Raw genomic sequence first — 23962 nt, 5'->3', positions numbered from 1 at the left:
ATCAGTGCTGAATGTTAAGCCGCCATCGTCGGATCGCCGCCCGGAGCAAGCTCGGCTCCTACAGAGATTGTGGTGTTCAGGTTTTATCGCACAAGGACTTGTCTGAAGCCCATGGGTGCGCTATCAACGCATTGGTTGCACCCACCCATCTGTCTGGAAGTGCCTATGACCTTTGAAGTCCCTGCTCATGGCGGAAAACCTGCCAGCCGCATTCGTCAGAAAAACGAAGAGACCATCATCAAAGCCGCCGAAGACGAGTTCGCCCGTCACGGGTTCAAAGGCACCAGCATGAACACCATCGCCCAAAATGCCGGGTTGCCCAAAGCGAATCTGCATTACTACTTCACCAACAAACTAGGTTTGTACGTGGCGGTGCTGAGCAACATCATCGAATTGTGGGACAGCACCTTCAACACCCTGACCGCCGAGGATGATCCGGCCGAGGCATTGACCCGTTATATCCGTGCCAAAATGGAATTCTCACGGCGCCAGCCACAAGCCTCGCGAGTCTTCGCCATGGAAGTGATCAGTGGCGGCGAGTGCCTGACCGAGTATTTCAACCAGGACTATCGCGCCTGGTTCCAAGGCCGGGCAGCGGTATTTCAGGCGTGGATCGATGCTGGAAAGATGGACCCGGTCGACCCGGTCAACCTGATCTTCCTGTTGTGGGGCAGCACTCAGCATTACGCCGACTTCGCGACCCAGATCTGCCGCGTCAGCGGACGCACCAAGCTGACCAAGCAGGACATGGAAGAAGCCGGCAACAACCTGATCCGCATCATCCTCAAGGGCTGCGGCCTGAACCCTGCTATTTAAGACGCTTATGCCTTTTACCCTCAGCGACTTTTGCGAGTACCGCGAAGAAATTCGCAAAAGCCGCTTCATCACCTTCGCCGCGCCGATCGCAAGCCCTGCTGACGCCCAGGCCGTCATCGAACAGCACAGCGATTTGAATGCTTCGCACAATTGCTGGGCGTGGAAGCTGGGCGATCAGTACCGCAGCAACGACGATGGCGAGCCCGGCGGCACCGCAGGCCGGCCGATTCTCGCGGCGATCGAAGCGCAGGATTGCGACCAGGTCGCGGTGCTGGTGATTCGTTGGTACGGCGGCATTCAACTAGGTACGGGCGGCCTCGCCCGGGCGTATGGCGGTGGCGCCAACAAATGCCTGCAAGCGGCGCCAAAGGTGGAGCTGATCAGTCGAGTGCCTGTCAGTTGCGCCTGCGCCTTTGGTGAGCTCGCATTGCTGAAACTTCGCGTGGCGGAACTGGGCGGTTTGGTCGTGGAAGAAACCTTCACTGCCAACGGCGTCGAACTGCAATTAGCGATTGGAAAAGCGCAGATCCACACCCTGCAAACGCAGCTGGCGGACTTGAGTCGTGGGCGCATTGTGTTGCAGCACTGAGTGCACCAACAACGTTCACCCTTATTCCATCGACGCTGGGAATTTGCCCACATCTACTGTGCACCCGGCTGTGGATAACCTGAGCACAGGTGCCTGTAACCCTTCTGTCATGCGGGTTTGCGGGCTTTGTACACTTTTCGTCCAATCTGCCACCATCAACACTAAATTCACGTAAAAACAAATAGTTAGCGCGGGTTATCACCTTTAGAAGATAGCCGCACAGTGCTTATGCCCGACCTTTGAGCTTGCGCACAAATACTGTGGAGCAATCTGTGGATAACCCGTTCATGACTGTCGCGACTCCCTATCCGGTATGGCTTGCAGACAGCCGCTCATTTTTTAACCAATTCAACTCGAGCAAAACAGGAGCCTGATCAACAGCTCTGCCCTCAAGTGGTGCCTGATTCGCCGTTGATGGGTCGCAACCCATTGTCCCCGAGGACTGTACCTGCGCGGATTAGCAGCTTTCCTGACTACATGGCCAGGAAATTGCTTTATCCACAGGCATCATGTCCATCGACCCGAGTCCGTCATGCCCAACCCCGTGCCGATCCCCGATCAAACGCCCCGCCTGCAATTGCGCAAGATCAGTAAACGCTACCCCGGATGCCTGGCCAACGATGCCATCGACCTGACGATTGCGCCTGGCGAAATTCACGCCCTGCTCGGGGAAAACGGCGCCGGTAAAAGTACGCTGATGAAGATTATCTATGGCGTCACCCACGCCGATTCCGGGGAGATGATCTGGCAAGGGCAACGCGTGACCATGCGCAACCCGGCCCAGGCCCGTGGCCTTGGGATTGGCATGGTGTTCCAGCATTTCTCGCTGTTCGAAACATTGAGCGTGGCGCAGAACATTGCCCTGGCGATGGGCGCCACGGCCGGCACACCGAAACAGCTTGAACCGAAGATTCGTGAAGTGTCCCGACGTTATGGCATGGCGCTGGAGCCGGAGCGACTTGTCCACAGCCTGTCGATTGGCGAGCGGCAACGAGTGGAAATCGTTCGTTGCCTGATGCAAGACATCCGCCTGCTGATTCTCGATGAACCGACCTCGGTGCTGACCCCGCAAGAGGCCGATGAACTGTTCGTCACCTTGCGCCGACTTGCGGCCGAGGGCTGCAGCATTTTGTTTATCAGCCACAAGCTTGGTGAAGTCCGGGCGCTGTGCCACAGCGCCACCGTGTTGCGCGGCGGGCGAGTGGCCGGGCATTGCTTGCCAGCCAAATGTTCGGACCGGCAACTGGCGCGGCTGATGGTCGGTGAAGCGGCCGAGACGATTACGGACTATCCGAAGGTGGTGGGCGGTGCTGCGTTTCTCACCGTTAACCGGTTGTCCTGGCCCAATCCAGATCCGTTCGGCTGCTCACTGAAGGACGTTGATCTTGAGGTACGCAGCGGTGAAATCGTCGGCATCGCCGGTGTCGCGGGTAACGGTCAGGATGAGTTGCTCGCCTTACTGAGTGGCGAAGAACGACTGACCCGCAATGACGGCGCAAGGATCAGTTTCGGAGGGCAATCGGTCGCTCATTTGCGACCCGATGCGCGACGCAAACTCGGCCTGGCCTTCGTTCCTGCAGAACGCCTGGGTCACGGCGCGGTGCCGGAGTTGAGTCTGGCGGATAACGCGCTGCTCACGGCTTTTCAACAAGGGTTGGTCAGCAATGGATTGATTCAGCGCGGCAAGGTCGAAGCGTTGGCCGAAGAGATTATCCGACGCTTCGGGGTCAAGACGCCCGATGCTCAAACGCCAGCTCGCAGCCTGTCCGGCGGCAACTTGCAGAAATTCATCCTCGGCCGGGAAATCCTCCAGCAACCCAAATTGCTGATCGCCGCGCACCCGACCTGGGGCGTGGACGTCGGTGCCGCCGCGACCATTCACCGCGCGCTCATTGCCTTGCGCGATGCCGGCGCCGCAATCCTGGTGATCTCCGAAGACCTCGACGAATTGTTCCAGATCAGCGACCGCCTCGGCGCCTTGTGCAGCGGTCGTCTATCGCCGCTCAAGGCAACCGTCGACACGCTCCTGATCGACGTCGGCGGCTGGATGGCCGGCCAGTTCGAAGCCCCTCAATCACTCGCCCCCGAAACGGTTTAACGGAGTTTCAAATGTTGCTTTCTCTCGAACCCCGTGGCCAGCAATCGCGCCTGATGCTCTGGTGCTCGCCGTTGCTCGCGGCGGCGCTAACGCTGGGCTGTGGCTCATTGCTGTTTATCGGATTGGGCCACGATCCATTGCTCACCTTGCACACCTTGTTGATCGCGCCGGTCAGCGACCTGTATGGCGTCTCGGAATTGTTGGTCAAAGCGTTGCCGATTTTGCTCTGCGCGCTGGGACTCGCGGTGGCGTATCAGGCGCGGATCTGGAACATCGGTGCCGAAGGTCAATTGCTGCTCGGCGCGCTGGCCGGCAGTGCCTTGGCCGTGAACATCATCGACCTGCAAAGTCGCTGGGCACTGGTGCTGATCCTGCTGGTCGGCACCCTGGCCGGTGCGGCGTGGGCCGGGCTAACTGCGTGGTTACGCACGCGCTTCAACGCCAACGAAATCCTCACCAGCATAATGCTCAATTACATCGCCCTGAACCTGCTGCTGTTCTGTGTCCATGGGCCGTTGAAAGATCCGGCCGGGTTCAATTTCCCGGAGTCGGCGATGTTCAGTGATTTCAGCCGATTGCCGTTATTGATGGAGGACGGTCGGGTTCACGCCGGGGTGTATTTCGCCTTGTTGGCGTTGGTCGCTGCCTGGGTCTTGTTGCAGAAAAGCTTTGTCGGTTTCCAGATCAAAGTGCTGGGGCTGGACAAGCGCGCGGCGGGTTTCGTTGGGTTCCGCGAGAAGCGTTTGATCTGGCTGGCGCTGTTGATCAGCGGCGGTTTGTCTGGCCTGGCCGGCGTGTGCGAGGTGACCGGGCCTATCGGCCAATTGGTGCCGCAAGTCTCGCCCGGCTACGGCTATGCGGCGATTACCGTGGCATTTCTCGGACGACTCAACCCCATCGGCATTCTGTTTTCCAGCCTGTTGATGGCGTTGTTGTACATCGGTGGTGAAAGCGCGCAGATGAGCATGAACCTGCCGCAAGCCATCACCCAATTGTTCCAGGGAATGATGCTGTTTTTCTTGCTGGCCAGCGACGTGCTGATTCTCTACCGACCTCGTTTGAATATGCGCTGGGCCCGTCGCGCACCAGCCACCGCCGTACATGCAGGAGCGCTGTGATGGATCTCGATCTGCTGAGCAATATTTTCTACGCCATGGTCCGCTGCGGCACGCCGTTGCTGTTGGTGGCGCTGGGTGAATTGATCTGCGAGAAAAGCGGCGTACTCAACCTGGGGCAGGAAGGGATGATGCTGTTTGGCGCGGTGATCGGTTTTATCGTCGCGCTGAACAGCGGCAACCTGTGGCTCGGCGTGCTGTTGGCGATGCTCGCCGGGATGTTGTTGTCATCACTGTTTGCCGTGGTGGCGCTGGTGTTCAATGCCAACCAAGTGGCCACCGGGTTGGCGCTGACAATCTTCGGCGTGGGCCTGTCGACGTTTGTCGGTGCGGCGTGGGTGGGTAAACCGCTAGCCGGTTTTGAGCCGGTGGCGATTCCCTACTTGAACGAAATCCCGCTGATCGGGCGGATGTTGTTTGCGCAGGATTTGCTGGTGTACCTGTCATTCGTGCTGTTTGCGGTGGTGGCCTGGGTGATTCTGAAAAGCCGCGTCGGGCTGATCATTCAGGCCGTCGGGGAAAACCCGGATGCGGCCAGCGCGATGGGTTTGCCGGTGTTGGGCGTGCGTACGCTGGCGGTGTTGTTTGGCGGCGCGATGGCCGGGTTGGCCGGGGCGTATCTGTCACTGGCGTACACGCCGATGTGGGCCGAGAACATGAGCGCCGGGCGTGGCTGGATTGCCTTGGCGCTGGTGGTATTTGCCAGTTGGCGGGTGTGGCGCTTGCTGCTGGGCGCGTATCTGTTCGGACTCGCCAGCATCCTGCATTTGGTGGCGCAGGGGTTAGGGCTGGCGATTCCGTCGAGCCTGTTGGCGATGCTGCCGTATGTCGCGACGATTGTGGTGTTGGTGCTGCTGTCGCGGGATGCGCTGCGTACGCGGTTGTATGCGCCGGTTTCGTTGGGGCTGCCGTGGCAGAGCGGACATTAGCGGTCGCCTGCCTTGGCCCCATCGCGAGCAGGCTCGCTCCCACAAAGGCCCGGTTTGAACCTTGGACTATGGGTTCACACCGCCCCCTGTGGGAGCGAGCCTGCTCGCGAAAGCTGCCTGACAGGCAACACCTGAGCCACGCCCCACGTCAATTCAAAGATCAGGAAAATCACCAACAACGAACTGGCCCCATGCAGCAAGGCATAAAGCTGCCAAGCCGAAAACAGAAACCGTCCCACCGCGTCATACCGCCCAAACACCTGCTGCGGATCCCGAATCCGCAGCACCGCCCAGACACACACTATCGAGCCCAACAGATTCGCCATTAGCATGTGCATCGGCTCAAAAACCGGCAACTCGCCGGGCAAGTCAAAGACTTGGCTCACCCCCTTCAACACTCCGTGTAATGCCGAAAAACTCCACGGCGTGACAAACGCCGCCGTCACGATCAAGTCATACCAGGCGCTGCCCCGCACCACCCGGCGATATTGCGTTGAAGTCCACATTGGCCCTGCTCCAGACATTCGAGGAGCAACAAGGCTAAAGCCTGGAGTATGCTCCAAGGTCAAGCCCTCTTGAGACACCACTATGCGCATCGGTGAATTAGCCCAGGCCAGCGCGGTCAGCCGCGATACGCTGCGTTTTTATGAGCAGCGCGGATTGATCGCGGCGCAACGTAGCGCCAATGGTTATCGCGACTACCCGGCGGACATGGTGCAACTGGTGCAGTACATCAAAACCGCTCAGCGACTGGGTTTTACCCTCGGCGAAATCGGCAACAGCGTCGCGGCAATCTGGCAGTCACCCGATCCAGACAGCGCCGTCACGCAATTGCTGCAAGACAAACTCAAACTGATCGAAACCCGCATGGCTGAACTGGGCGCTTTGCGCAGTGAATTGCAGCAACGACTCGGCCAGCGTTGTCCTTTAAATCCGTGATCCTCTTTTTTCAAGGAAGCTACTCATGTCCAAGGCAAAAACCGCACTCATCATCGGAGCCTCACGGGGCTTGGGCCTCGGCCTGGTGAAAACTCTGCTGGCCGACGGCTGGCAAGTCACCGCCACCGTGCGTAACCCGCAAAACGCCGAAGCTCTACGGGCCTTGGGCAATGTGCGGATCGAGAAACTCGACATGGACGATCAGCCAGCGGTGATCGCCCTCAGCCAACAGCTCAAAGATGAAATGTTCGATCTGTTGTTCGTGAATGCCGGGGTCAAGGGCCCGGACGTTCAAATACCGGGCGGCGCGACGCTGGCCGAGATCGGCCAGCTGTTTTTCACCAACGCCGTGGCGCCCATTAACCTGGCCCAGCGTTTCATCGGGCAGATTCGTCCGGACAGCGGCGTGCTGGCGTTCATGAGTTCGGTACTCGGCAGCGTGACCATGCCGGACGCGCCGGAACTGGCGCTGTACAAAGCCAGCAAAGCGGCGCTGAACTCGATGACCAACAGCTTTGTGACGCAATTGGGCGAGCAAAAACTCACCGTGCTGTCGTTGCATCCGGGCTGGGTGAAAACCGACATGGGCGGTGAAGGTGCGGACATTGATGTGGACACCAGTACCCGTGGTTTGGTGGATCAGGTGAATGCCTACACCGGCAAGGGCGGGCATCATTTTGTGAATTACAGAGGTGAAACCATTCCCTGGTAAACATGTAGGAGCCGGGCTTGCCCGCGATTGCATCAACTCGGTCTCGCTGACAGACCGAGGTGCCTGCATCGTCGGAACGCCGCCCGGGGCAAGCCCGGCTCCTACAGGGATTTGTGTTGTCTGGTCGGGTCGGGCTTGCCCAGAACAGCGTTTTGTCCGAAACTCCGCACCTCGCCCCCGCGGCGATCCTGGATCAGCAGACAGGGTAATCACTGAGCTGGCAACCCTGAACCCAACTTTCAGAGGAGCCGGCCAACATGCCTGCATCCCGTACCTGGTTAAAAAATCCCCTCGCGATCTTCACTGCCAATGGCCTCGATGCCCGTGGCGGTCTGGTTGTGCAAGACGGTGTGATCGTCGAAGTGCTCGCCGCCGGACAGCAACCGTCCGCACCCTGTGGACAAGTCTTCGATGCCCGCGAGCATGTGATCCTGCCGGGGCTGATCAACACCCATCACCATTTCTATCAAACCCTGACCCGCGCCTGGGCGCCGGTGGTCAATCAGCCGTTGTTCCCGTGGCTGAAGACCCTGTACCCGGTCTGGGCCCGCCTCACCCCGGAAAAACTCGCCCTCGCCACCAAAGTCGCGCTGGCCGAGTTGCTGCTGTCCGGTTGCACCACCGCCGCCGATCACCACTACCTGTTCCCCGAAGGCCTGGAAAATGCGATCGACGTGCAAGTCGAATGCGTTCGCGAGCTGGGCATGCGCGCCATGCTGACACGCGGTTCCATGAGCCTCGGCGAGAAGGACGGCGGCCTGCCACCGCAGCAGACCGTGCAAGAAGGCGAAGTGATCCTCAACGACAGTCAGCGCTTGATCGCCGAATACCACGAACGCGGTGACGGTGCGCAAATCCAGATCGCCCTGGCGCCGTGCTCGCCATTCTCGGTCACTCCGGAAATCATGTCCGCCAGTGCTGAATTGGCAAACAAGCTCGACGTGCGCCTGCACACCCACCTGGCCGAAACCCTCGACGAAGAAGACTTCTGCCTGCAACGCTTCGGCCTGCGCACCGTGGATTATCTGGACAGCGTCGGCTGGCTCGGCCCACGTACGTGGCTAGCCCACGGCATCCACTTCAACCCGGACGAAATCGCCCGCCTCGGCGCGGCCGGCACCGGTATTTGCCATTGCCCAAGCTCGAACATGCGCCTCGCTTCCGGCATCTGTCCGACGCTGGATCTCACAGCGGCGGGCGCGTTGCTCGGGCTGGGTGTGGACGGTTCGGCGTCCAACGATGCGTCGAACATGATGCTCGAAACCCGTCAGGCACTTTACATTCAACGCCTGCGTTATGGCGCCGAGAAGATCACCCCGGAACTGGTGTTGGGTTGGGCGACCAAGGGCTCGGCGAGCTTGCTGGGCCGTACCGATATCGGCGAACTGGCGGTCGGCAAGCAGGCGGATCTGGCGCTGTTCAAACTGGATGAGCTGCGCTTCTCCGGCAGCCATGATCCGGTGTCGGCGTTGCTGCTTTGCGGCGCGGATCGGGCGGATCGGGTGATGGTCGGCGGCAAGTGGCGAGTGATCGATGGGCAGGTTGAAGGGTTGGACCTCAAAGGCCTGATTGCTGATCACAGCCAAGCGGCTCGGCAGTTGATTGCCGGCACCTGATACAACACACATCAAACCTGTGGGAGCGGGCTTGCCCGCGATGGCGGTCTGTCAGCCAACAGAGATGTTGAATGTGATGACCTCATCGCGGGCAAGCCCGCTCCCACAGGTTCTACGAAGTTCTTAAAGGCCGAGCAGCGACAACATGATGAATGTCGCGAACAGCACAAAGTGGGTCATGCCTTCGATGGCGTTGGTTTCGCCATCGTTGAGGTTGATCGCGCTGACGATCAAGGTCAGGAAGATCATCACCGTCTGCACCGGGGTCATCGCCATTTGAAACGGCTGGCCGGTGTAGAGCGCCATCGCTTCCATCACCGGCACCGTCAGGATCACCGTTGACAGTGACGCGCCCAAGGCGATGTTGACCACCGACTGCATGCGGTTGGCCAATGCTGCACGCAATGCGGTCAGAATCTCCGGCGCTGCGGAAATGGCCGCCACCAGAATGGCCGTAATCACCGGCGGTGCGCCCGTCCCTTCCAGCCCCAGATCGAGGGTTTTGGACATCACCTCGGCCAATGCGCCGATCACCACCACGCCAAATACCAATGTGCCAATACTCAGTGCCAGATTGACCGATTCAGGTTCCTCCTCCGGAACTTTCTTGCGGCGTTTTTCCGGGTAGCTGTAGCTGAAAAAGTAGCTGTGCGGCCCGACCTGCATCCGCAGGAACAGGGCGTAGAGCACGACCATCGCCCCGATGGTGAAGCCCGAATAAATCTTCCAGTTGGCCTCGGGAATGAACTCCGGCACCACCATCGACACCCCCATGGCCGTGAGAATCATCACGCTGTAGGTGCGCGCCGAATCATCGTTGTAGGACTGCTCGCCGTGCTTGAGCCCGCCCATCAACGCGGCCAGGCCGAGGATGCCGTTGATGTCGAGCATCACCGCCGAGTAAATCGTATCGCGCACCAGGGTAGACGAGGCTTCGTTGCTCATCATGATCGCCAGGATCACCACTTCCACCAGCACCGCCGCCAACGTCAGGATCATCGTGCCGTAAGGATCGCCGACTTTTTCCGCCAGCAACTCGGCATGATGGGCGACGCGCATGGAGGCGGCGACAATGAAGGCGATCAGCACCAGGCCGGCGGCCAGCGCGACGGGTTGGCCGCTGTGGAGCATCCAGTGCTCCAGCGGGTATGCGACGACGGCAGCGAGGACGGCCAGCAGCAGAAAAGTTTCTTGTTTGAGGAGTGTGAGCATTGCGGGCCTTTTTGCGCAGTGGAGCGAAAGCAGAGTGATGAGCTACTGACTGCGGTGCGGCGCTAACGTTTCGTTACACCTTAGCGCACCAGGGGATGGCAGCCGCGTCAGGTCATGCACTTTTATCGGCCTTGCGGGCCTCATCGCGGGCAAGTCTTGCTTCTACAGTATTTGTGGTGCCCCCAATCTCGCGACCGACACTAACCTGTAGGAGCAAGGCTTGCCCACGATGGCCGTTACGCGATTTCGACTTTTGTTGTCTTTTTGGTCAGCAATTTGCATTGCCCCTGCCAACCTCACAACAACATGGAGTTCGAATTCATGCATAAACGTCCGTTGCAGAAGCTGCTTTGCGCCGTCGCCGCAGCCATCGGTCTGAGCGCCAGCCTGACCGCCAGCGCCGCCGACCCGCTGAAAGTCGGCTTCGTCTACATCGGTCCGATCGGTGACCACGGCTGGACGTATCAGCATGAACAGGGGCGTAAGGCGTTGGCTGAAAAATTCGGCGACCGGATCACCACCAACTATGTGGAGAACGTCGCCGAAGGCGCCGACGCCGAGCGGGTGATCCGCAACATGGCCAAGGACAACTACGACCTGATCTTCACCACGTCATTCGGCTACATGAACCCGACCCTGAAAGTGGCGAAGCAATTTCCCAAAGTCACCTTCGAACACGCCACTGGCTACAAGCAGGACAAGAACCTCGGCACCTATTTGGCGCGCACCTATGAAGGTCGCTACGTCGGCGGCTTCCTCGCGGCGAAGATGACCAAGACCAAAAAAATCGGCTATGTCGCCTCCTTTCCGATCCCGGAAGTGATCCGCGACATCAACGCCATTCAACTGGCCCTGAACAAATACAACCCCGGCACCGAGATCAAGGTGGTGTGGGTCAACTCGTGGTTCGATCCGGGCAAGGAAGCGGACGCCGCCAACGCGCTGATCGACCAAGGCGTAGACGTGGTGTTCCAGCACACCGACAGCCCGGCGCCGATCCAGGCGGCAGAACGTCGTGGCGTGTATGCCGTCGGCTACGCGTCGGACATGGCGCACTTCGGGCCGAAAGCGGTATTGACCTCCATCGTCAACGACTGGGGTCCACACTATATTCAAGCGACCCAAAGCGAGCTCGAACACACATGGAAATCACAGGATTACTGGGGCGGGTTGAGGGAAGGTACGGTTGAACTGCCGATCAGTGAACTGGTTCCAGCGTCGGTGAAAGCCGAAGCCGAGCAGATCATTGCGGACATCAAGAGCGGCGCGTTCCACCCCTTCACCGGGCCGATCAAGGATCAGGCAGGTGTCGAGAAAATTGCGCTGGGCGCGACGGCCAGCAATGCGGAACTGGCGTCGATGAACTACTACGTTGAAGGCATGAAGGCCGATATTCCGAAGTAGTTTCCACTATCAGTACACAGTACCTGTAGGAGCGGGCTTGCCCGCGAAGGCGGTGGGTCAGTCGCCAGCGATGTTGAATGTGCTGGCCCCTTCGCGAGCAAGTCGAATCGTCGCACCGCCGCTCCTACATTAGTTTTTCAGTGTTCTCAAGGACTGTGCATGAACCAACTCCCGATCATCGACATCGCCCCGCTCTACAGCGATGACCAAAACGCTTGGCCAGCCGTCGCCGCCGAGATCGACCGCGCCTGCAGCGAATGGGGCTTCTTCTACATCAAGGGTCACCCGATTTCTCCATCGCGCATCAACGCCGTTCTCGACCAAGCCCAACGCTTCTTCGCCCAACCCACCGCCGAAAAGCTCAAGATCGACATCACCCAAACCCGCCACCACCGCGGTTACGGCGCCATCGCCACCGAGCAACTCGACCCGAGCAAACCCAGCGATCTGAAGGAAACCTTCGACATGGGCCTGCACCTGCCGGCCGATCACCCGGAAGTTCTGGCGGAAAAACCTTTGCGCGGCCCTAACCGCCATCCCTCGCTGCCCGGCTGGGAAGCGCTGATGGAACAGCACTACGTCGACATGCAGGCCCTCGCCCAAACCCTGTTGCGCGCGATGACGCTGGCACTGGGCATCGAGCGCGATTTTTTCGACAGCCGTTTCAACGAACCGGTCAGCGTACTGCGGATGATCCATTACCCACCACGCCACACCGCCAGTTCCGCCGAACAACAAGGCGCCGGCGCTCACACCGATTACGGCTGCATCACCCTGTTGTACCAGGACGCTGCCGGTGGCCTGCAAGTTCGCAACGTGAAGGGCGAATGGATCGACGCACCGCCGATCGACGGCACGTTCGTGGTCAACCTCGGTGACATGATGGCGCGGTGGAGCAACGACCGTTATCTGTCGACGCCACACCGGGTAATCAGCCCGTTGGGCGTGGACCGTTATTCGATGCCGTTCTTCGCCGAGCCACACCCCGACACACGCATCGAATGCCTGCCCGGTTGTCAGGATGAACTGCACCCGGCGAAATACCCGGCCACCACCTGCGCGCAATTCCTGCTCTCGCGCTTCGCCGATACCTACGCCTATCGACGGGAACAGGACGCGGTGTGATGAATCGGCTGGTCAGGTTTTGCAAATTGTTTCCACGGGCATCTGTAGAATGCTCGCCATCTGCACCTGATGAGAAAAGACTATGTACGACTGGCTGAACGCCCTGCCCAAGGCAGAATTGCATTTGCACCTCGAAGGCTCGCTGGAGCCTGAGCTGCTGTTCGCCCTGGCTGAACGCAACAAGATCGCCCTGCCGTGGAGCGACGTCGAAACCCTGCGCAAAGCGTACGCCTTCAACAACCTGCAAGAATTTCTCGACCTGTATTACCAGGGCGCCGACGTGTTGCGCACCTCGCAGGATTTCTACGACCTGACCTGGGCGTACCTGCTGCGTTGCAAGGCGCAGAACGTGATTCACACTGAACCGTTCTTCGACCCGCAAACCCACACTGACCGTGGCGTACCGTTCGAAGTGGTGCTCAATGGCATCGCTGCCGCCTTGAAGGACGGCGAGCAGCAACTGGGCATTACCAGCGGTTTGATTCTGAGCTTCCTGCGCCACTTGAGCGAAGAAGAAGCACAGAAAACCCTCGATCAGGCGCTGCCGTTCCGCGATGCGTTTGTGGCCGTGGGCCTGGACAGTTCGGAAATGGGACACCCGCCGAGCAAGTTCCAGCGCGTGTTTGACCGTGCCCGTCACGAAGGCTTCCTGACCGTCGCTCACGCCGGTGAAGAAGGCCCGCCCGAATACATCTGGGAAGCCCTCGACCTGCTGAAAATCCAGCGCATCGACCATGGCGTCCGCGCCATCGAAGACGAGCGTTTGATGCAGCGGATCATCGACGAGCAGATCCCGCTAACCGTGTGCCCATTGTCGAACACCAAACTCTGCGTGTTCGATCACATGTCCCAGCACAACATCCTCGACATGCTGGAGCGTGGCGTGAAAGTGACCGTGAACTCCGATGACCCGGCGTACTTCGGCGGGTATGTGACCGAGAACTTCCATGCGCTGTACACCGATTTGGGCATGACTCAGGATCAGGCCAAGCGCCTGGCGCAAAACAGCCTGGATGCCAGATTGGTCAAGCCATAAGCCACACCGCATCCCCACTGTGGGAGCGAGCCGGCTCCGGGCGGCGTTCCGACGAAAGCTATGTGTCAGACACTATTCATTTCGACTGACACAACCTCATCGCGAGCCGGCTCGCTCCCACATTGGCTGGATGTTGCTTCATCCCTAAAGCGCCATTTCCAGCTCGGTTTCCTTGGCGAAGCGATGGATTTCACGCTGCCCAGCGGCAGTGATCTGCAAGGCACGGGATTCGTTGGGCAGGCTCAACCAGCCCGACTGCATGAACAGTTGCAACAGCGCCGCGCCCAGTGAGCCGCCCATGTGCGGGCGTCTTTCGCTCCAGTCGGGACAGGCACAGGCCACCCGGCTGTTGCGATGCGCCAGCGCCTGGATGAATACACCTCGTGTCGCCAACTGGGTGGAACCTTTGTGGGTAATCATGACCCGCTGATCGATCTGTTCGATCCAGCCTGCATCCAGCAACCGCTGGTAAAGGTCCGCGGCCAAGGTGCCTCCCAGATGGTCGTCGCACAGTCTGGCTCGCAGCAGTGACGAAGGCGCCGTCTGAGGTTTGGCGATGGGATTGGGGCGTTTGAAAACATCCGGGACCTCTCGGGGGGTACTGGCCAGGGTCGCACTGGCCAATGCCTCGATAGCCGCGCCGACTTCGGGGGCCGCCAAGCGGAAAAATCGCTTTCGCCCACGGATTTCAACTCTCAACAGACCGCCTGCGGACAATCGTCCCAGGTGTGCGCTGGCCGAAGAGGGTGACAGGCCGGCCAACAATGCCAGCTCTTCGGTTTGCCGCGCCGTGCCGTCCATCAAGGCCCACATCATTGCGCTGCGCTTTGGGTCAGCCAGCAACGTGGCGATCTGGCTGATGCAAGGTGCATGTTCCATGTATTCACTCCCTGTTGAATCGTTTCGTCTGCTGCTCAGAGACATCTTGACCAGTAATGTGTTGTCGGCCAAGCCGCGGAAACCGCCATAAGTCGGGCAAAGCCCTCCACGCCCCTATGCCAAGGCTTCGCAGCCAGGGCGAAGGTCGGGTGATTGAGCGAGGGCCATGCCGACTGGAACGCGGACTCGCCATCGCGAGATCGACGGTGCGTACATGAGGCGGGCGCTAGTATAAGCGGGTTGACCGCCGGATCCTGCCCTTGAGAAACCGTGGGTGCTGATAGTTGCTGACAGAAATTTCGCTATTTACCTGCGACTAATGATCGATGCCCGATATCGTCGGAAATTGGCTGCTTAAATGAGCGCATCGGCTGGCAAGCATTTCCCGTAACAGGTTCACAGGCTTACTCAATTGTGCGCGATGGGCGCACAGCAAATTCAGAGGTGCGCGCTCACAGAGCAGTTCTGGCATCAGCACTTTCAGCCGCCCGGCGAGCACATCGGCGGCAACATCGAGCCAGGACTTGTAAGCGATCCCTGCGCCTGCAACGGCCCACAACCGCACCACATCGGCATCGTCACTAAACCGGTCACCGCTGACGGTCAGGCCGACTTCGCGCTTGCCGTCACGGAAACTCCAGTGATCGTGGACCCGGCCGCCGAGCATGAACAATAAACAATTGTGCTGAGCCAGTTGCTCCAGCTGCCGTGGCTCGCCCTGTCTGGCGAGGTAACTCGGCGCGGCGCACAGTACCCGGCGGTTCTGCGGGGCGATGGGCAGCGCTACCAGGCTTGAATCTTCCGGTTCGCCATAGCGCAGGGCGATGTCGACCGGTTGGCGGAACAGGTCGGCAATGCGGTCACCCAGCAGAAGCCGGACGGTCAGTTTCGGATGCTCACGCTGAAACTCGTCCAGCCATGGCAGCAACAGGTTGCGGCCAAAGTCCGACGGTGCCGAAAGCTGCAGAATCCCGCTGACCTGATCCTGACCACTGGCCAGCAATCGGCGCCCTTCATCCAGATTGCTCAGGGCTGCCCGGGCATATTCCAGAAAGCCCTCGCCTTCGGCCGTCAGGCGCAGGCTGCGGGTGGAGCGTGCGAGCAAACGCGCGCCGAGTTGCTGTTCGATGCGCTTCAAGGCCGCACTGGCCACCGCAGCCGACATGTCCATCACCCGCGCCGCCGCCGACAGGCTCCCCAGGTCCGCAGCCCGGACGAACAGCTGCAAGTCATCGAAACGCAGCATCTTCAGCCTCGATTATCAAAAAAATATTGAAAGAGACTGCTCTTTTAGCGGGTTTTATCTTGCTGCGAAATAGCCAATCATCTGCCCCATCAAATTCATCACGCTCCCGGAGTCGTCCATGTCCCAGCCTTTTACCGCCATTGCCACCCTCATCGCCAAAGCCGGCCAGCAAGACGCTCTTGAACAGCACCTGCGTGCCTTGGTCGAACCGACCCGCGCCGAGGCCGGTTGCGGCCAATACGATCTGCACCAGGACCTCGCCAACCCGCAGGCCTTTTACATGATCGAGCAGTGGAGCAGCGACGAAGCCCTGCAAGCGCATGACGCCAGCGCCCACATCCAGAATTTCCGCGCCAAGGCCGGCGACTTTCTCGAACATTTCGACCTCAAGCGCCTGCGTACCGTGGCCTGACTCCTTCCTTTATTACCTTCAGGAACTCCCTAGATGAAAGCCATTGCTTACTACAGTTCGTTACCGATCAGCGACGAACAATCCCTGCAAGACATCGAGCTGCCAGAACCGGTTGCCGGTCCGCGCGACCTGTTGGTGGACGTCAAAGCCATCTCGGTCAACCCGGTGGACACCAAGGTCCGCCAGAACGTCCAGCCTGAAGAAGGCGTGGCCAAGGTACTGGGTTGGGACGTGGCCGGTGTGGTCAAGGCCGTCGGCCGCGAAGTGACCTTGTTCAAGGTCGGCGACAAGGTCTTTTACGCAGGCTCCATCGCCCGCGCGGGGGGTAACAGCGAACGCCATGTGGTGGATGAGCGGATCGTTGGCCACATGCCCAAAACCCTCGGTTTCGCCGAAGCCGCCGCGCTGCCGCTGACCGCCATTACCGCCTGGGAGTTGCTCTTTGAACGCCTGCAAGTGCGCGAAGGCAACACCGATGAAGGCCAGCGCTTGCTGATCGTCGGCGCGGCCGGTGGCGTGGGTTCGATCCTTACGCAATTGGCCAGTCAGCTCACCGGGCTCAACGTCATCGGCACCGCCTCCCGTCCGCAAACCCAGAGCTGGGTACGTGAATTGGGCGCCGACCTGGTGATCGATCACAGCCAACCGCTGAGCGAGGAGCTCAAGCGTGCCGGTGTGGATTACGTGACCCATGTCGCCAGCCTGACCCAAACCGATCATCACCTGGACCAATTGGTCGAGGCGCTGGCACCGCAAGGCAAACTGGCGTTGATCGATGATCCCAAGTCGCTGGACGTGACCAAGCTCAAACGCAAGAGCCTGTCACTGCACTGGGAGTTCATGTACACCCGCTCGCTGTTCGAAACCGCAGACATGATTGAGCAACACCATTTGCTCAACCGCATCGCCGGGCTGATCGACGCCGGCACACTGAAAACCACGGTCGGCGAGCACTTCGGCACCATCAACGCGGCCAACCTGCGCCGTGCGCATGCGCTGCTGGAGAGTGGCAAAGCCAAGGGCAAAATTGTGCTGGAAGGGTTCTGAAACAAGATGAAACAGTGTCGTCCTGACGGGGACGACACCGTCAGTCCGAGAGTTGACCTCCGTCATAATAGCGATCGTATTCGGGTCTACAATCGAATCCTCTGCGGAATATTCTTTACGTAGTAGCTTTTACGAGAGGAGAGATCAGCAATGAAGATCCTGATAAAAGAAGTGGCTAAATCACAATGGCAAGTCCGTCTGGACCAACTTGCCGTGACATTCCGCAGCGAAGCCGAAGCACTGGCCTTTACCCGAACCCTCGAAGCACGCCTGTACGCCCCCCATCAAATTCCCGGTCACCAGCAGCGCGCTGCTGGCTGAGCCCGCCCTCAGACCCGGGCTTGCGCCAACGTCCGGGCAGTTTGCAAGCGACGGGTGAGCATCGCCATGCTCACCACCAACACTCCGCACAAGCTGATGACCATCGCCATCGGCATGGCACTGCCATCGTGTAAAACACCGACCAGCGAAGCGGCACCGGCCGCGACGGTGAATTGCAGGCAGCCGAGCATCGCCGATGCACTGCCGGCGCGAGCGCCCTGCCCGTTCATGGCACACGCTGACGCGTTGGGAAGGATGCAGCCGAGACTGGAGATACAAATAAACAGCGGAATCAGCAACGGCCATAGTTGCTCGGGGCGCAGCGCACTGACGGCGAGCAGTGTCAGGCCGGCGATCAGGTAAACCCACACGGCACGTGCCAGCAAGAACGCCGGGCCACGCTTGGCCAGCAATCGTGCGTTGACTTGCGCCACCAGAATGAACCCCGCCGCATTGGTGCCGAACAGCCAGCCAAAATGTTCGGCCGGTACACCGTAGAGTTTGATGAACACGAACGGTGAACCGGCGATGTAGGCAAACATCCCGGCGATGGCGATGCCACCCGTCAGGGCGTGGCCGAGATAGACCCGATCCGACAACAGGCGACCGTACTGCCTGAAAGCGCCCGACAACGGCTGACGCGGTACATGCGCGGGCAGACTTTCCGGCAACCCGAGCGCCACGGCCAATGCGGCCAAGGCACTGAAACCGGTCAACGCCAGAAAAATTGACTGCCAACCCGTGGTGTTGACCAACAAGCCGCCGAGCATCGGCGCGAGAATCGGCGCTAGACCCATGACCAGCATGAGTTGCGAATAGACTTTCGCAGAACCCACGGCATCGCATTTATCGCTGACCACCGCACGGGAAATCACCATCCCCGCGCAACCGCCTAACGCCTGGACAAAACGTGCGCCGATCAACCATTCAAGGTTTGGCGCAAACGCGCAGGCCAGCGAAGCAAGGGTGAATAAACCGACCCCGGTCAGCAACGGAATACGCCGCCCGAAACGATCGGCAACCGGGCCGTAGAAAAGTTGACCAATCGACAAACCGAGGAAATACGCCGCCAGTGTCAGTTGCACGTGTTTTTCGTCTGTGCCGAAAGCGAGCGCCATTGCCGGGAAGGCCGGTAGATAGAAATCGATCGCCAGCGGGCCGAAAGCGCTCAGGGCGCCAAGAATCAAAATGGTACGGAAGTTCATCAGGCATCCAGTTGGACATGAGTCGTCAGGCCAACAGTCTAGCCGTGCATGAACGTCTTGAACATTACGATAGCTTGCTAACTAACAAAAACCCCTGAATGAATGCAAACTCCTGTAGGAGCGAGCTTGCTCGCGAAGGCGGTGTGTCATTCAGCATTGTTGTCGTCTGACACACCGCTTTCGTCGGAACGCCGCCCGGAGCAAGCTCGCTCCTACAGGGGATTGCGCTGGGTCAGGCGATTTTCGCCTCGTAACCTTCTTCGGTGATCGCGGCGATCACTTGCTCAACCGTCAACGCGCTTTCAACCCCGACTTCCTTGGCGGCCAGATCGACCCGCACACTGGCCGCCGGATCTTTGGCTTGCAGCGCCTGAGTAATGGCTTTGACGCAGTGACCGCAAGACATGCCCTGAACGTTGAACACTTGCATGGTGTGGCTCCTTTCATGAGGTTGCGAGCAGTCTCGAGCTTGCCACCATGGCAAGGTCAAGTTCTTGAACAAATTGCCGGGCTGGCAATCGGCGTCGCGCTCGGCCAAGCTGCGGGCATCAATGACTCGAATTCAGGAGATTCAGCCATGCGCTGGTCAGCTCTCAGCCTGTTTGGCTTCCTCAGCCTCTTTGCCGCGATACCTTCGGTTCACGCCGCCGGGGAGAACTATGGCGTACTGATCATTTCCCGCGAGCGCCTGGAAGTTTCAACCTCCTGCGAGATCGGTGTGTACATCCAGGATGAACTGGCTGCACGACTGTTCCAGGAGCAAAGCACGTTGTTCAACCTGCCGCCTGGCAATGTGTCCTTGCGCCTCAAACTGTTGCCGGGCCAAGTGCCGGGTTGCAACCCGGGCATGCTCGTACCGGGCGCGCAGAACATCGTCCTCAAGGCAGGGGATGTGTTGAAGTACCGGATTGCGATGTCGCAGGAAGGGATGTACCTCAAGCCCGCCGTCCTCGACTACTGAAGAAATCCGTTGTGGGAGCGTGCCTGCTCGCGAAGCGGTGTGTCAGTTGCGTAGAGGTCGACTGATACACCGCTTCGCGAGCAGGCTCGCTCCCACAGTAGGGATTGCGGTGGCATAAATAATGGCGCTTGACCTTGCCCGCATGGCAAGGTTGATCCTGTAGGCATCTACTACAGGGAGTGCGACCGATGTCCGAATCCACCACGTTCGATCTGCCGATTGCCGGCATGACCTGCGCCAGTTGCGCCGGGCGTGTCGAACGAGCCTTGAGCAAAGTCATCGGCGCCTCAGCCGTCAGCGTCAACCTGGCCACCGAACAGGCCCGCGTCCAAGCGCCCAGCGACAGCTTGCCCGCGTTGATGGACGCTGTTGAGCAGGCCGGTTACAGCGTGCCCCGGCACAATCTGGAACTGAGCATCGACGGCATGACCTGCGCTTCGTGCGTCGGCCGGGTCGAGCGTGCGCTGGCCAAGGTGCCGGGGGTCAAGAGCGTCAGCGTCAACCTGGCCAACGAACGCGCCCACCTCGAACTGCTCGGCCACATCGATCCGCAAAGCTTGATCGCTGCCGTGACCAAAGCGGGTTACTCCGCCAGCGTCTGGGAAGTCGAACACCCGCTAACCGACACTCAACAACAGCGCCTGCACCGTGAGCGCTGGGCGTTGATCATGGCCATCATTCTCGCTTTGCCGCTAGTGCTGCCGATGCTGCTGCAACCGTTCGGCGTGCACTGGATGCTTCCTGCCTGGATGCAATTTTTGTTGGCAACGCCGGTGCAATTCATCTTCGGTGCGCGCTTTTATGTCGCCGCCTGGAAAGCCGTGCGCGCCGGGGCCGGAAACATGGATTTGCTGGTCGCCCTGGGCACCAGCGCCGGTTACGGCCTGAGTGTTTACGAATGGGCTACCGCCGCCGGGCGCATGCCGCACCTGTATTTCGAAGCCTCGGCGGTGGTGATTGCGTTGGTGCTGCTGGGCAAGTACCTGGAAAGCCGCGCTAAACGCCAGACCGCCAGTGCCATTCGAGCCCTGGAAGCCCTGCGTCCGGAGCGGGCGATTCAGGTGATCGATGGTCGCGAACAAGACGTCGCCATCAGTGCCTTGCGCCTCAATGACCTGGTCATGGTCAAACCGGGCGAACGCTTTCCGGTGGACGGCGAAGTGGTCGAAGGCCAGAGCCACGCCGACGAAGCGCTGATCAGCGGTGAAAGCCTGCCGGTGCCCAAGCAACCGGGGGACAAGGTCACCGGGGGCGCGATCAACGGTGAAGGCCGATTGCTGGTTCGCACCCAGGCCTTGGGCGCGGAAACCGTGTTGGCACGAATCATTCGTCTGGTCGAAGATGCCCAGGCTGCCAAAGCACCGATCCAGAAACTGGTGGATAAAGTCAGCCTGGTCTTCGTGCCCACTGTCCTGTTGATCGCACTGGTGACGTTCATCGGTTGGTGGCTGTACGGCGTGCCGATTGAAACAGCCTTGATCAATGCCGTCGCGGTGTTGGTGATTGCCTGCCCGTGCGCCTTGGGGCTGGCGACTCCGACAGCCATCATGGCCGGGACCGGCGTGGCGGCACGTTACGGGATTCTGATCAAGGATGCCGAAGCGCTGGAACGCGCCCATGAAGTCAGTGCAGTGGTGTTCGACAAGACTGGCACGCTGACGTCGGGCACACCGCGCATTGCTCATTTGACGGCCATTAACGGTGACGAAGCCGCCCTGCTGCAAATCGCCGGCGCGCTGCAACGGGGTAGCGAACATCCGCTGGCCAAGGCAGTGCTGGACGCTTGCACCGAGCGTGGATTGACCGTGGTCGATGTCAGCGACAGTCAATCGCTGACAGGGCGTGGCATTGCCGGCACGCTCGATGGTCGTCGACTGGCATTGGGTAATCGTCGTCTATTGGAAGAAAGTGGTTTAAACGCAGGTTCCTTGGATGACTCGGCAACAGCCTGGGAAACCGAGGGCCGAACCCTGTCCTGGCTGATCGAGCAAAGCCCGGAATCGAAAGTGCTCGGCCTCTTCGCCTTTGGCGACACCCTCAAGCCCGGCGCCCTGCAAGCCGTGCAACAGCTTAGCGCGCGGAACATCAGCAGCCACCTGCTGACCGGTGACAACCGTGGCAGTGCCAAAGTCGTCGCCGAGGCGCTGGGCATCACCGATGTGCATGCCGAAGTGCTGCCCGCCGACAAAGCCGCCACCGTTGCCGACCTGAAAACGATCGGTGTGGTGGCGATGGTCGGCGACGGCATCAACGACGCCCCGGCCCTGGCTGCGGCGGACATCGGCATCGCCATGGGCGGCGGCACCGACGTGGCCATGCACGCGGCCGGGATCACCCTGATGCGCGGCGATCCACGGCTGGTACCGGCGGCGCTGGAGATCAGCCGCAAGACGTATGCGAAGATCCGGCAAAACCTGTTCTGGGCCTTCGTCTATAACCTGATTGGCATTCCGTTGGCGGCGTTCGGCTTCCTCAACCCGGTGCTGGCCGGTGCGGCCATGGCGTTATCGAGCGTCAGTGTGGTGAGCAATGCGTTACTGTTGAAAACCTGGAAGCCCAAGGACCTGGAGGACAACCGATGAACATCGGTCAAGCAGCCCGCCACAGCGGCCTGAGCGCGAAGATGATCCGTTACTACGAGTCCATCGGCCTGCTCAAGGCTGCCCATCGCACCGACAGCGGCTACCGCGTTTATGGCGACGATGACCTGCATACACTGGCCTTCATCAAGCGTTCCCGGGACCTGGGGTTTTCACTGGAAGAGGTCGGCAAACTGCTGACCCTCTGGCAGGACCGCCAACGCGCCAGCGCTGATGTGAAGGCCCTGGCCCGTCAGCACATCGACGAACTGAACCAGAAGATCCGCGAACTCGGCCAACTGCGCGACACCCTGCAAGACCTGGTCGAGCACTGCCAGGGCGACCATCGCCCCGAATGCCCGATCCTCAAGAACCTGGCGTCGGGTTGCTGCACCGAACCTGTTCGCGCCTGATCGTCAAGCCCTTCACCACCAGCAATGTGGTGAGGGGAATGCCGTGGAACAGCAACACCACCGCACCCGGCGTCCACCACGAATAAAACGGCGCGGCGATTAACATGCCGACGCCGAAGCCGGTCATTTGCAGCAGGGTCAGAAGGCTGAAAATGGGCAGACGCAGGTTGTCCGGCTCGCGTTGCAGACGGGACATCAGGCCGACTTCCGAGAAACCGTCGCCCAACCCGGCCGGCAACGAGAACAGCAGCAATCCGTAAAGGGTCTGCTGCTGAAACATCAGGATGAAGCCGCAGGACATCAGCAGCACCCCGAAGAAAAATCGCCGCTCCAGATTGACGTTGTCCGAGCCTTTCAGGCGACTGGCGATTCGCGCACCGATCAATTTTCCGCTAGCCCAGACCGCCAGCATCAGGCCCAGCGTGGTGCCGGCCGACTCGGGGGTCAGTAGCGTGGAAACTATTGGCAAACCCACGTTGTGCGCGGCACTGCCAAGGGTGTCGGCCATGGTAACGGTGAGCATCGCGGCCACCACCGGTGCGCTGCGCAATCCTTGTCGCAGGGCCGACCATTCGCCCCGCTCGCGAATGGATTGATCACAGGTTGCGGGGATGGAAAAGCGCAACGGCAGGATGAACAACGCGGCCAGCAGGTACGTCACCACGTTCAATGCAAACACCGTTTCAAACCCAAACGCTGCCACCAGCACTCCGGCAACCAGACTGCCACCGACCATCGCGGCCGATGAAGCAGAGGTGATCCAGGCATTGGTCTTGAGCAGGTGTTCGCCATCGATCAAGTGCGGCAGCTGACTGTTCAGGCCGATGGCAAACATCGAGTTACCGAAGCCCAGACCGAACGCGATGACGGGGAGCAGCAGCGCCTGTTGATCAACCGGCAGCACCAGCAGCAAGCCGAGCAATCCTGCTCGCAACAGGTCGAAGACGATCAGCGGCATACGTCCGACCCAGCGGCGGTAGAACGTGGTGCCGATCAGACTGGCGAAAATCCCTCCGCCGACGCGACTGGCGAGAAAGATGCCGACACTCATGGCACTGTTGCTGAGCAGATAAACGTATGTGGCCAGGGCGACCATGTTGAGGAAAGCGCCAAAGTCAGAAATCAGACGGGCGGCGATGATCAGTCGGGCGTTGCGGGTGGAGGTATTCACATTCAATCCTTGAGTGTGGAGGGTATGGTTGTTTTGGATTGTCTGGTCTGACGCCATCGCGGGCAAGCCACGCTCCCACAGGTCAGGTGTCGACCATAGATCTGTGGCCTGCACATAACCTGTGGGAGCGTGGCTTG

At 60.0% G+C, this 23962-nt stretch carries 24 protein-coding genes; 17 read left to right on the top strand and 7 right to left on the bottom strand.

The features are described 5' to 3' along the window. The first annotated feature begins 165 nt into the window (after positions 1 to 165). From ACWGZX_RS17885 to ACWGZX_RS17865, 5 genes are all read left to right on the top strand, one after another. Positions 166 to 816, top strand: coding sequence for a TetR/AcrR family transcriptional regulator (locus ACWGZX_RS17885; protein ID WP_223521424.1), 651 nt, complete (start codon positions 166 to 168; stop codon positions 814 to 816). 7 nt (positions 817 to 823) lie between these two features. Continuing rightward, the gene (locus ACWGZX_RS17880) at positions 824 to 1405 is read left to right on the top strand and encodes an IMPACT family protein (protein WP_452624825.1); all 582 of its coding nucleotides are present in this window, start codon (positions 824 to 826) and stop codon (positions 1403 to 1405) included. A gap of 532 nt (positions 1406 to 1937) precedes the next feature. Continuing rightward, positions 1938 to 3503, top strand: a complete 1566-nt coding sequence (locus ACWGZX_RS17875; protein WP_452624824.1) for an ABC transporter ATP-binding protein — start codon at positions 1938 to 1940, stop codon at positions 3501 to 3503. Between the two features lie 11 nt (positions 3504 to 3514). Then, entirely contained in the window at positions 3515 to 4621 is a 1107-nt protein-coding gene (locus ACWGZX_RS17870; protein ID WP_452624823.1) for an ABC transporter permease, read from the top strand. Beyond that, on the top strand, positions 4621 to 5547 hold the full coding sequence (locus tag ACWGZX_RS17865; protein WP_452624822.1) for an ABC transporter permease: 927 nt from the start codon (positions 4621 to 4623) through the stop codon (positions 5545 to 5547). Before ACWGZX_RS17870 ends, ACWGZX_RS17865 begins: the two co-directional genes overlap by 1 nt. A 74-nt stretch (positions 5548 to 5621) precedes the next feature. On the opposite strand, the gene ACWGZX_RS17860 is transcribed toward ACWGZX_RS17865, so the two are convergent. After that, positions 5622 to 6053 carry a hypothetical protein gene (locus ACWGZX_RS17860; protein ID WP_452624821.1) on the bottom strand — a complete coding sequence of 144 codons (432 nt, stop codon included), beginning with the start codon at positions 6051 to 6053 and terminating at the stop codon, positions 5622 to 5624. Between the two features lie 82 nt (positions 6054 to 6135). Between ACWGZX_RS17860 and ACWGZX_RS17855 the strand changes: the two genes are divergently transcribed. The 3 genes from ACWGZX_RS17855 to ACWGZX_RS17845 all read left to right on the top strand — a co-directional run bounded on the left by ACWGZX_RS17855 (position 6136) and on the right by ACWGZX_RS17845 (position 8814). Further along, entirely contained in the window at positions 6136 to 6486 is a 351-nt protein-coding gene (locus tag ACWGZX_RS17855; RefSeq protein WP_007945909.1) for a MerR family transcriptional regulator, read from the top strand. 25 nt (positions 6487 to 6511) lie between these two features. Beyond that, positions 6512 to 7198 (top strand): SDR family oxidoreductase, encoded by a 687-nt coding sequence (locus ACWGZX_RS17850; RefSeq protein ID WP_452624820.1) that lies wholly within the window; start codon positions 6512 to 6514, stop codon positions 7196 to 7198. A 257-nt stretch (positions 7199 to 7455) separates the two neighbouring features. Beyond that, entirely contained in the window at positions 7456 to 8814 is a 1359-nt protein-coding gene (locus ACWGZX_RS17845) for an 8-oxoguanine deaminase (RefSeq protein ID WP_452624819.1), read from the top strand. A 123-nt stretch (positions 8815 to 8937) separates the two neighbouring features. Here the strand turns inward: ACWGZX_RS17845 and ACWGZX_RS17840 are convergent, their stop codons facing one another. Beyond that, positions 8938 to 10026, bottom strand: a complete 1089-nt coding sequence (locus ACWGZX_RS17840) for a calcium:proton antiporter (RefSeq protein ID WP_223520947.1) — start codon at positions 10024 to 10026, stop codon at positions 8938 to 8940. 321 nt (positions 10027 to 10347) lie between these two features. Between ACWGZX_RS17840 and ACWGZX_RS17835 the strand changes: the two genes are divergently transcribed. The 3 genes from ACWGZX_RS17835 to ACWGZX_RS17825 all read left to right on the top strand — a co-directional run bounded on the left by ACWGZX_RS17835 (position 10348) and on the right by ACWGZX_RS17825 (position 13591). Next, entirely contained in the window at positions 10348 to 11430 is a 1083-nt protein-coding gene (locus ACWGZX_RS17835; RefSeq protein WP_452624818.1) for a BMP family ABC transporter substrate-binding protein, read from the top strand. Between the two features lie 159 nt (positions 11431 to 11589). Then, the gene (locus ACWGZX_RS17830; protein ID WP_452624817.1) at positions 11590 to 12555 is read left to right on the top strand and encodes an isopenicillin N synthase family dioxygenase; all 966 of its coding nucleotides are present in this window, start codon (positions 11590 to 11592) and stop codon (positions 12553 to 12555) included. A gap of 82 nt (positions 12556 to 12637) precedes the next feature. Further along, positions 12638 to 13591: an adenosine deaminase gene (locus tag ACWGZX_RS17825; protein WP_223520952.1), complete on the top strand. Its 954-nt coding sequence runs from the start codon at positions 12638 to 12640 to the stop codon at positions 13589 to 13591. Between the two features lie 144 nt (positions 13592 to 13735). Here the strand turns inward: ACWGZX_RS17825 and ACWGZX_RS17820 are convergent, their stop codons facing one another. Next, positions 13736 to 14470: an ArsR/SmtB family transcription factor gene (locus ACWGZX_RS17820; protein WP_223520954.1), complete on the bottom strand. Its 735-nt coding sequence runs from the start codon at positions 14468 to 14470 to the stop codon at positions 13736 to 13738. Between the two features lie 316 nt (positions 14471 to 14786). Further along, positions 14787 to 15716, bottom strand: coding sequence for a LysR family transcriptional regulator (locus ACWGZX_RS17815; protein ID WP_452624816.1), 930 nt, complete (start codon positions 15714 to 15716; stop codon positions 14787 to 14789). Between the two features lie 118 nt (positions 15717 to 15834). On the opposite strand from ACWGZX_RS17815, the gene ACWGZX_RS17810 reads away from it, so the two are divergent. The 3 genes from ACWGZX_RS17810 to ACWGZX_RS17800 all read left to right on the top strand — a co-directional run bounded on the left by ACWGZX_RS17810 (position 15835) and on the right by ACWGZX_RS17800 (position 17496). Continuing rightward, positions 15835 to 16128 carry a putative quinol monooxygenase gene (locus tag ACWGZX_RS17810; protein ID WP_452624815.1) on the top strand — a complete coding sequence of 98 codons (294 nt, stop codon included), beginning with the start codon at positions 15835 to 15837 and terminating at the stop codon, positions 16126 to 16128. 33 nt (positions 16129 to 16161) lie between these two features. Then, positions 16162 to 17175, top strand: coding sequence for a zinc-binding alcohol dehydrogenase family protein (locus ACWGZX_RS17805; RefSeq protein ID WP_223520960.1), 1014 nt, complete (start codon positions 16162 to 16164; stop codon positions 17173 to 17175). Positions 17176 to 17325: 150 nt separating this feature from the next. Beyond that, positions 17326 to 17496, top strand: a complete 171-nt coding sequence (locus tag ACWGZX_RS17800) for a hypothetical protein (RefSeq protein WP_007947681.1) — start codon at positions 17326 to 17328, stop codon at positions 17494 to 17496. 8 nt (positions 17497 to 17504) lie between these two features. Here ACWGZX_RS17800 and ACWGZX_RS17795 read toward each other — a convergent pair whose 3' ends face one another. Both ACWGZX_RS17795 and ACWGZX_RS17790 read right to left on the bottom strand, forming a co-directional pair. Next, entirely contained in the window at positions 17505 to 18701 is a 1197-nt protein-coding gene (locus ACWGZX_RS17795) for a multidrug effflux MFS transporter (protein ID WP_452624814.1), read from the bottom strand. 232 nt (positions 18702 to 18933) lie between these two features. Next, entirely contained in the window at positions 18934 to 19131 is a 198-nt protein-coding gene (locus ACWGZX_RS17790) for a cation transporter (RefSeq protein ID WP_452624813.1), read from the bottom strand. Positions 19132 to 19278: 147 nt separating this feature from the next. On the opposite strand from ACWGZX_RS17790, the gene ACWGZX_RS17785 reads away from it, so the two are divergent. From ACWGZX_RS17785 to cueR, 3 genes are all read left to right on the top strand, one after another. Next, complete coding sequence (locus ACWGZX_RS17785; RefSeq protein ID WP_452624812.1) at positions 19279 to 19662, top strand: hypothetical protein; 384 nt, start codon at positions 19279 to 19281, stop codon at positions 19660 to 19662. A gap of 188 nt (positions 19663 to 19850) precedes the next feature. Next, entirely contained in the window at positions 19851 to 22244 is a 2394-nt protein-coding gene (locus ACWGZX_RS17780; protein WP_452624811.1) for a heavy metal translocating P-type ATPase, read from the top strand. Continuing rightward, the gene (gene cueR / locus ACWGZX_RS17775; RefSeq protein WP_452624810.1) at positions 22241 to 22654 is read left to right on the top strand and encodes a Cu(I)-responsive transcriptional regulator; all 414 of its coding nucleotides are present in this window, start codon (positions 22241 to 22243) and stop codon (positions 22652 to 22654) included. Before ACWGZX_RS17780 ends, cueR begins: the two co-directional genes overlap by 4 nt. On the opposite strand, the gene ACWGZX_RS17770 is transcribed toward cueR, so the two are convergent. Next, positions 22608 to 23825, bottom strand: a complete 1218-nt coding sequence (locus ACWGZX_RS17770) for an MFS transporter (RefSeq protein ID WP_452624809.1) — start codon at positions 23823 to 23825, stop codon at positions 22608 to 22610. The two genes, cueR and ACWGZX_RS17770, sit on opposite strands and share 47 nt — an antisense overlap. Positions 23826 to 23962: the final 137 nt, after the last annotated feature.

Source organism: Pseudomonas sp. CLCA07, assembly GCF_053615335.1.
The sequence above is the reverse complement of the archived record's forward strand: the minus strand, read 5'-3'. Positions and strand labels throughout refer to the sequence as shown.

Coding starts and splice junctions, on each gene's coding strand:
- ACWGZX_RS17845 (WP_452624819.1), top strand. CDS start 7,456: ATGCCTGCATCCCGTACCTGGTTAAAAAATCCCCTCGCGATCTTCACT.
- ACWGZX_RS17785 (WP_452624812.1), top strand. CDS start 19,279: ATGCGCTGGTCAGCTCTCAGCCTGTTTGGCTTCCTCAGCCTCTTTGCC.
- ACWGZX_RS17840 (WP_223520947.1), bottom strand. CDS start 10,026: ATGCTCACACTCCTCAAACAAGAAACTTTTCTGCTGCTGGCCGTCCTC.
- ACWGZX_RS17815 (WP_452624816.1), bottom strand. CDS start 15,716: ATGCTGCGTTTCGATGACTTGCAGCTGTTCGTCCGGGCTGCGGACCTG.
- ACWGZX_RS17885 (WP_223521424.1), top strand. CDS start 166: ATGACCTTTGAAGTCCCTGCTCATGGCGGAAAACCTGCCAGCCGCATT.
- ACWGZX_RS17800 (WP_007947681.1), top strand. CDS start 17,326: ATGAAGATCCTGATAAAAGAAGTGGCTAAATCACAATGGCAAGTCCGT.
- ACWGZX_RS17790 (WP_452624813.1), bottom strand. CDS start 19,131: ATGCAAGTGTTCAACGTTCAGGGCATGTCTTGCGGTCACTGCGTCAAA.
- ACWGZX_RS17835 (WP_452624818.1), top strand. CDS start 10,348: ATGCATAAACGTCCGTTGCAGAAGCTGCTTTGCGCCGTCGCCGCAGCC.
- ACWGZX_RS17795 (WP_452624814.1), bottom strand. CDS start 18,701: ATGAACTTCCGTACCATTTTGATTCTTGGCGCCCTGAGCGCTTTCGGC.
- ACWGZX_RS17875 (WP_452624824.1), top strand. CDS start 1,938: ATGCCCAACCCCGTGCCGATCCCCGATCAAACGCCCCGCCTGCAATTG.
- cueR (WP_452624810.1), top strand. CDS start 22,241: ATGAACATCGGTCAAGCAGCCCGCCACAGCGGCCTGAGCGCGAAGATG.
- ACWGZX_RS17805 (WP_223520960.1), top strand. CDS start 16,162: ATGAAAGCCATTGCTTACTACAGTTCGTTACCGATCAGCGACGAACAA.
- ACWGZX_RS17825 (WP_223520952.1), top strand. CDS start 12,638: ATGTACGACTGGCTGAACGCCCTGCCCAAGGCAGAATTGCATTTGCAC.
- ACWGZX_RS17870 (WP_452624823.1), top strand. CDS start 3,515: ATGTTGCTTTCTCTCGAACCCCGTGGCCAGCAATCGCGCCTGATGCTC.
- ACWGZX_RS17830 (WP_452624817.1), top strand. CDS start 11,590: ATGAACCAACTCCCGATCATCGACATCGCCCCGCTCTACAGCGATGAC.
- ACWGZX_RS17820 (WP_223520954.1), bottom strand. CDS start 14,470: ATGGAACATGCACCTTGCATCAGCCAGATCGCCACGTTGCTGGCTGAC.
- ACWGZX_RS17880 (WP_452624825.1), top strand. CDS start 824: ATGCCTTTTACCCTCAGCGACTTTTGCGAGTACCGCGAAGAAATTCGC.
- ACWGZX_RS17780 (WP_452624811.1), top strand. CDS start 19,851: ATGTCCGAATCCACCACGTTCGATCTGCCGATTGCCGGCATGACCTGC.
- ACWGZX_RS17850 (WP_452624820.1), top strand. CDS start 6,512: ATGTCCAAGGCAAAAACCGCACTCATCATCGGAGCCTCACGGGGCTTG.
- ACWGZX_RS17810 (WP_452624815.1), top strand. CDS start 15,835: ATGTCCCAGCCTTTTACCGCCATTGCCACCCTCATCGCCAAAGCCGGC.
- ACWGZX_RS17855 (WP_007945909.1), top strand. CDS start 6,136: ATGCGCATCGGTGAATTAGCCCAGGCCAGCGCGGTCAGCCGCGATACG.
- ACWGZX_RS17860 (WP_452624821.1), bottom strand. CDS start 6,053: ATGTGGACTTCAACGCAATATCGCCGGGTGGTGCGGGGCAGCGCCTGG.
- ACWGZX_RS17865 (WP_452624822.1), top strand. CDS start 4,621: ATGGATCTCGATCTGCTGAGCAATATTTTCTACGCCATGGTCCGCTGC.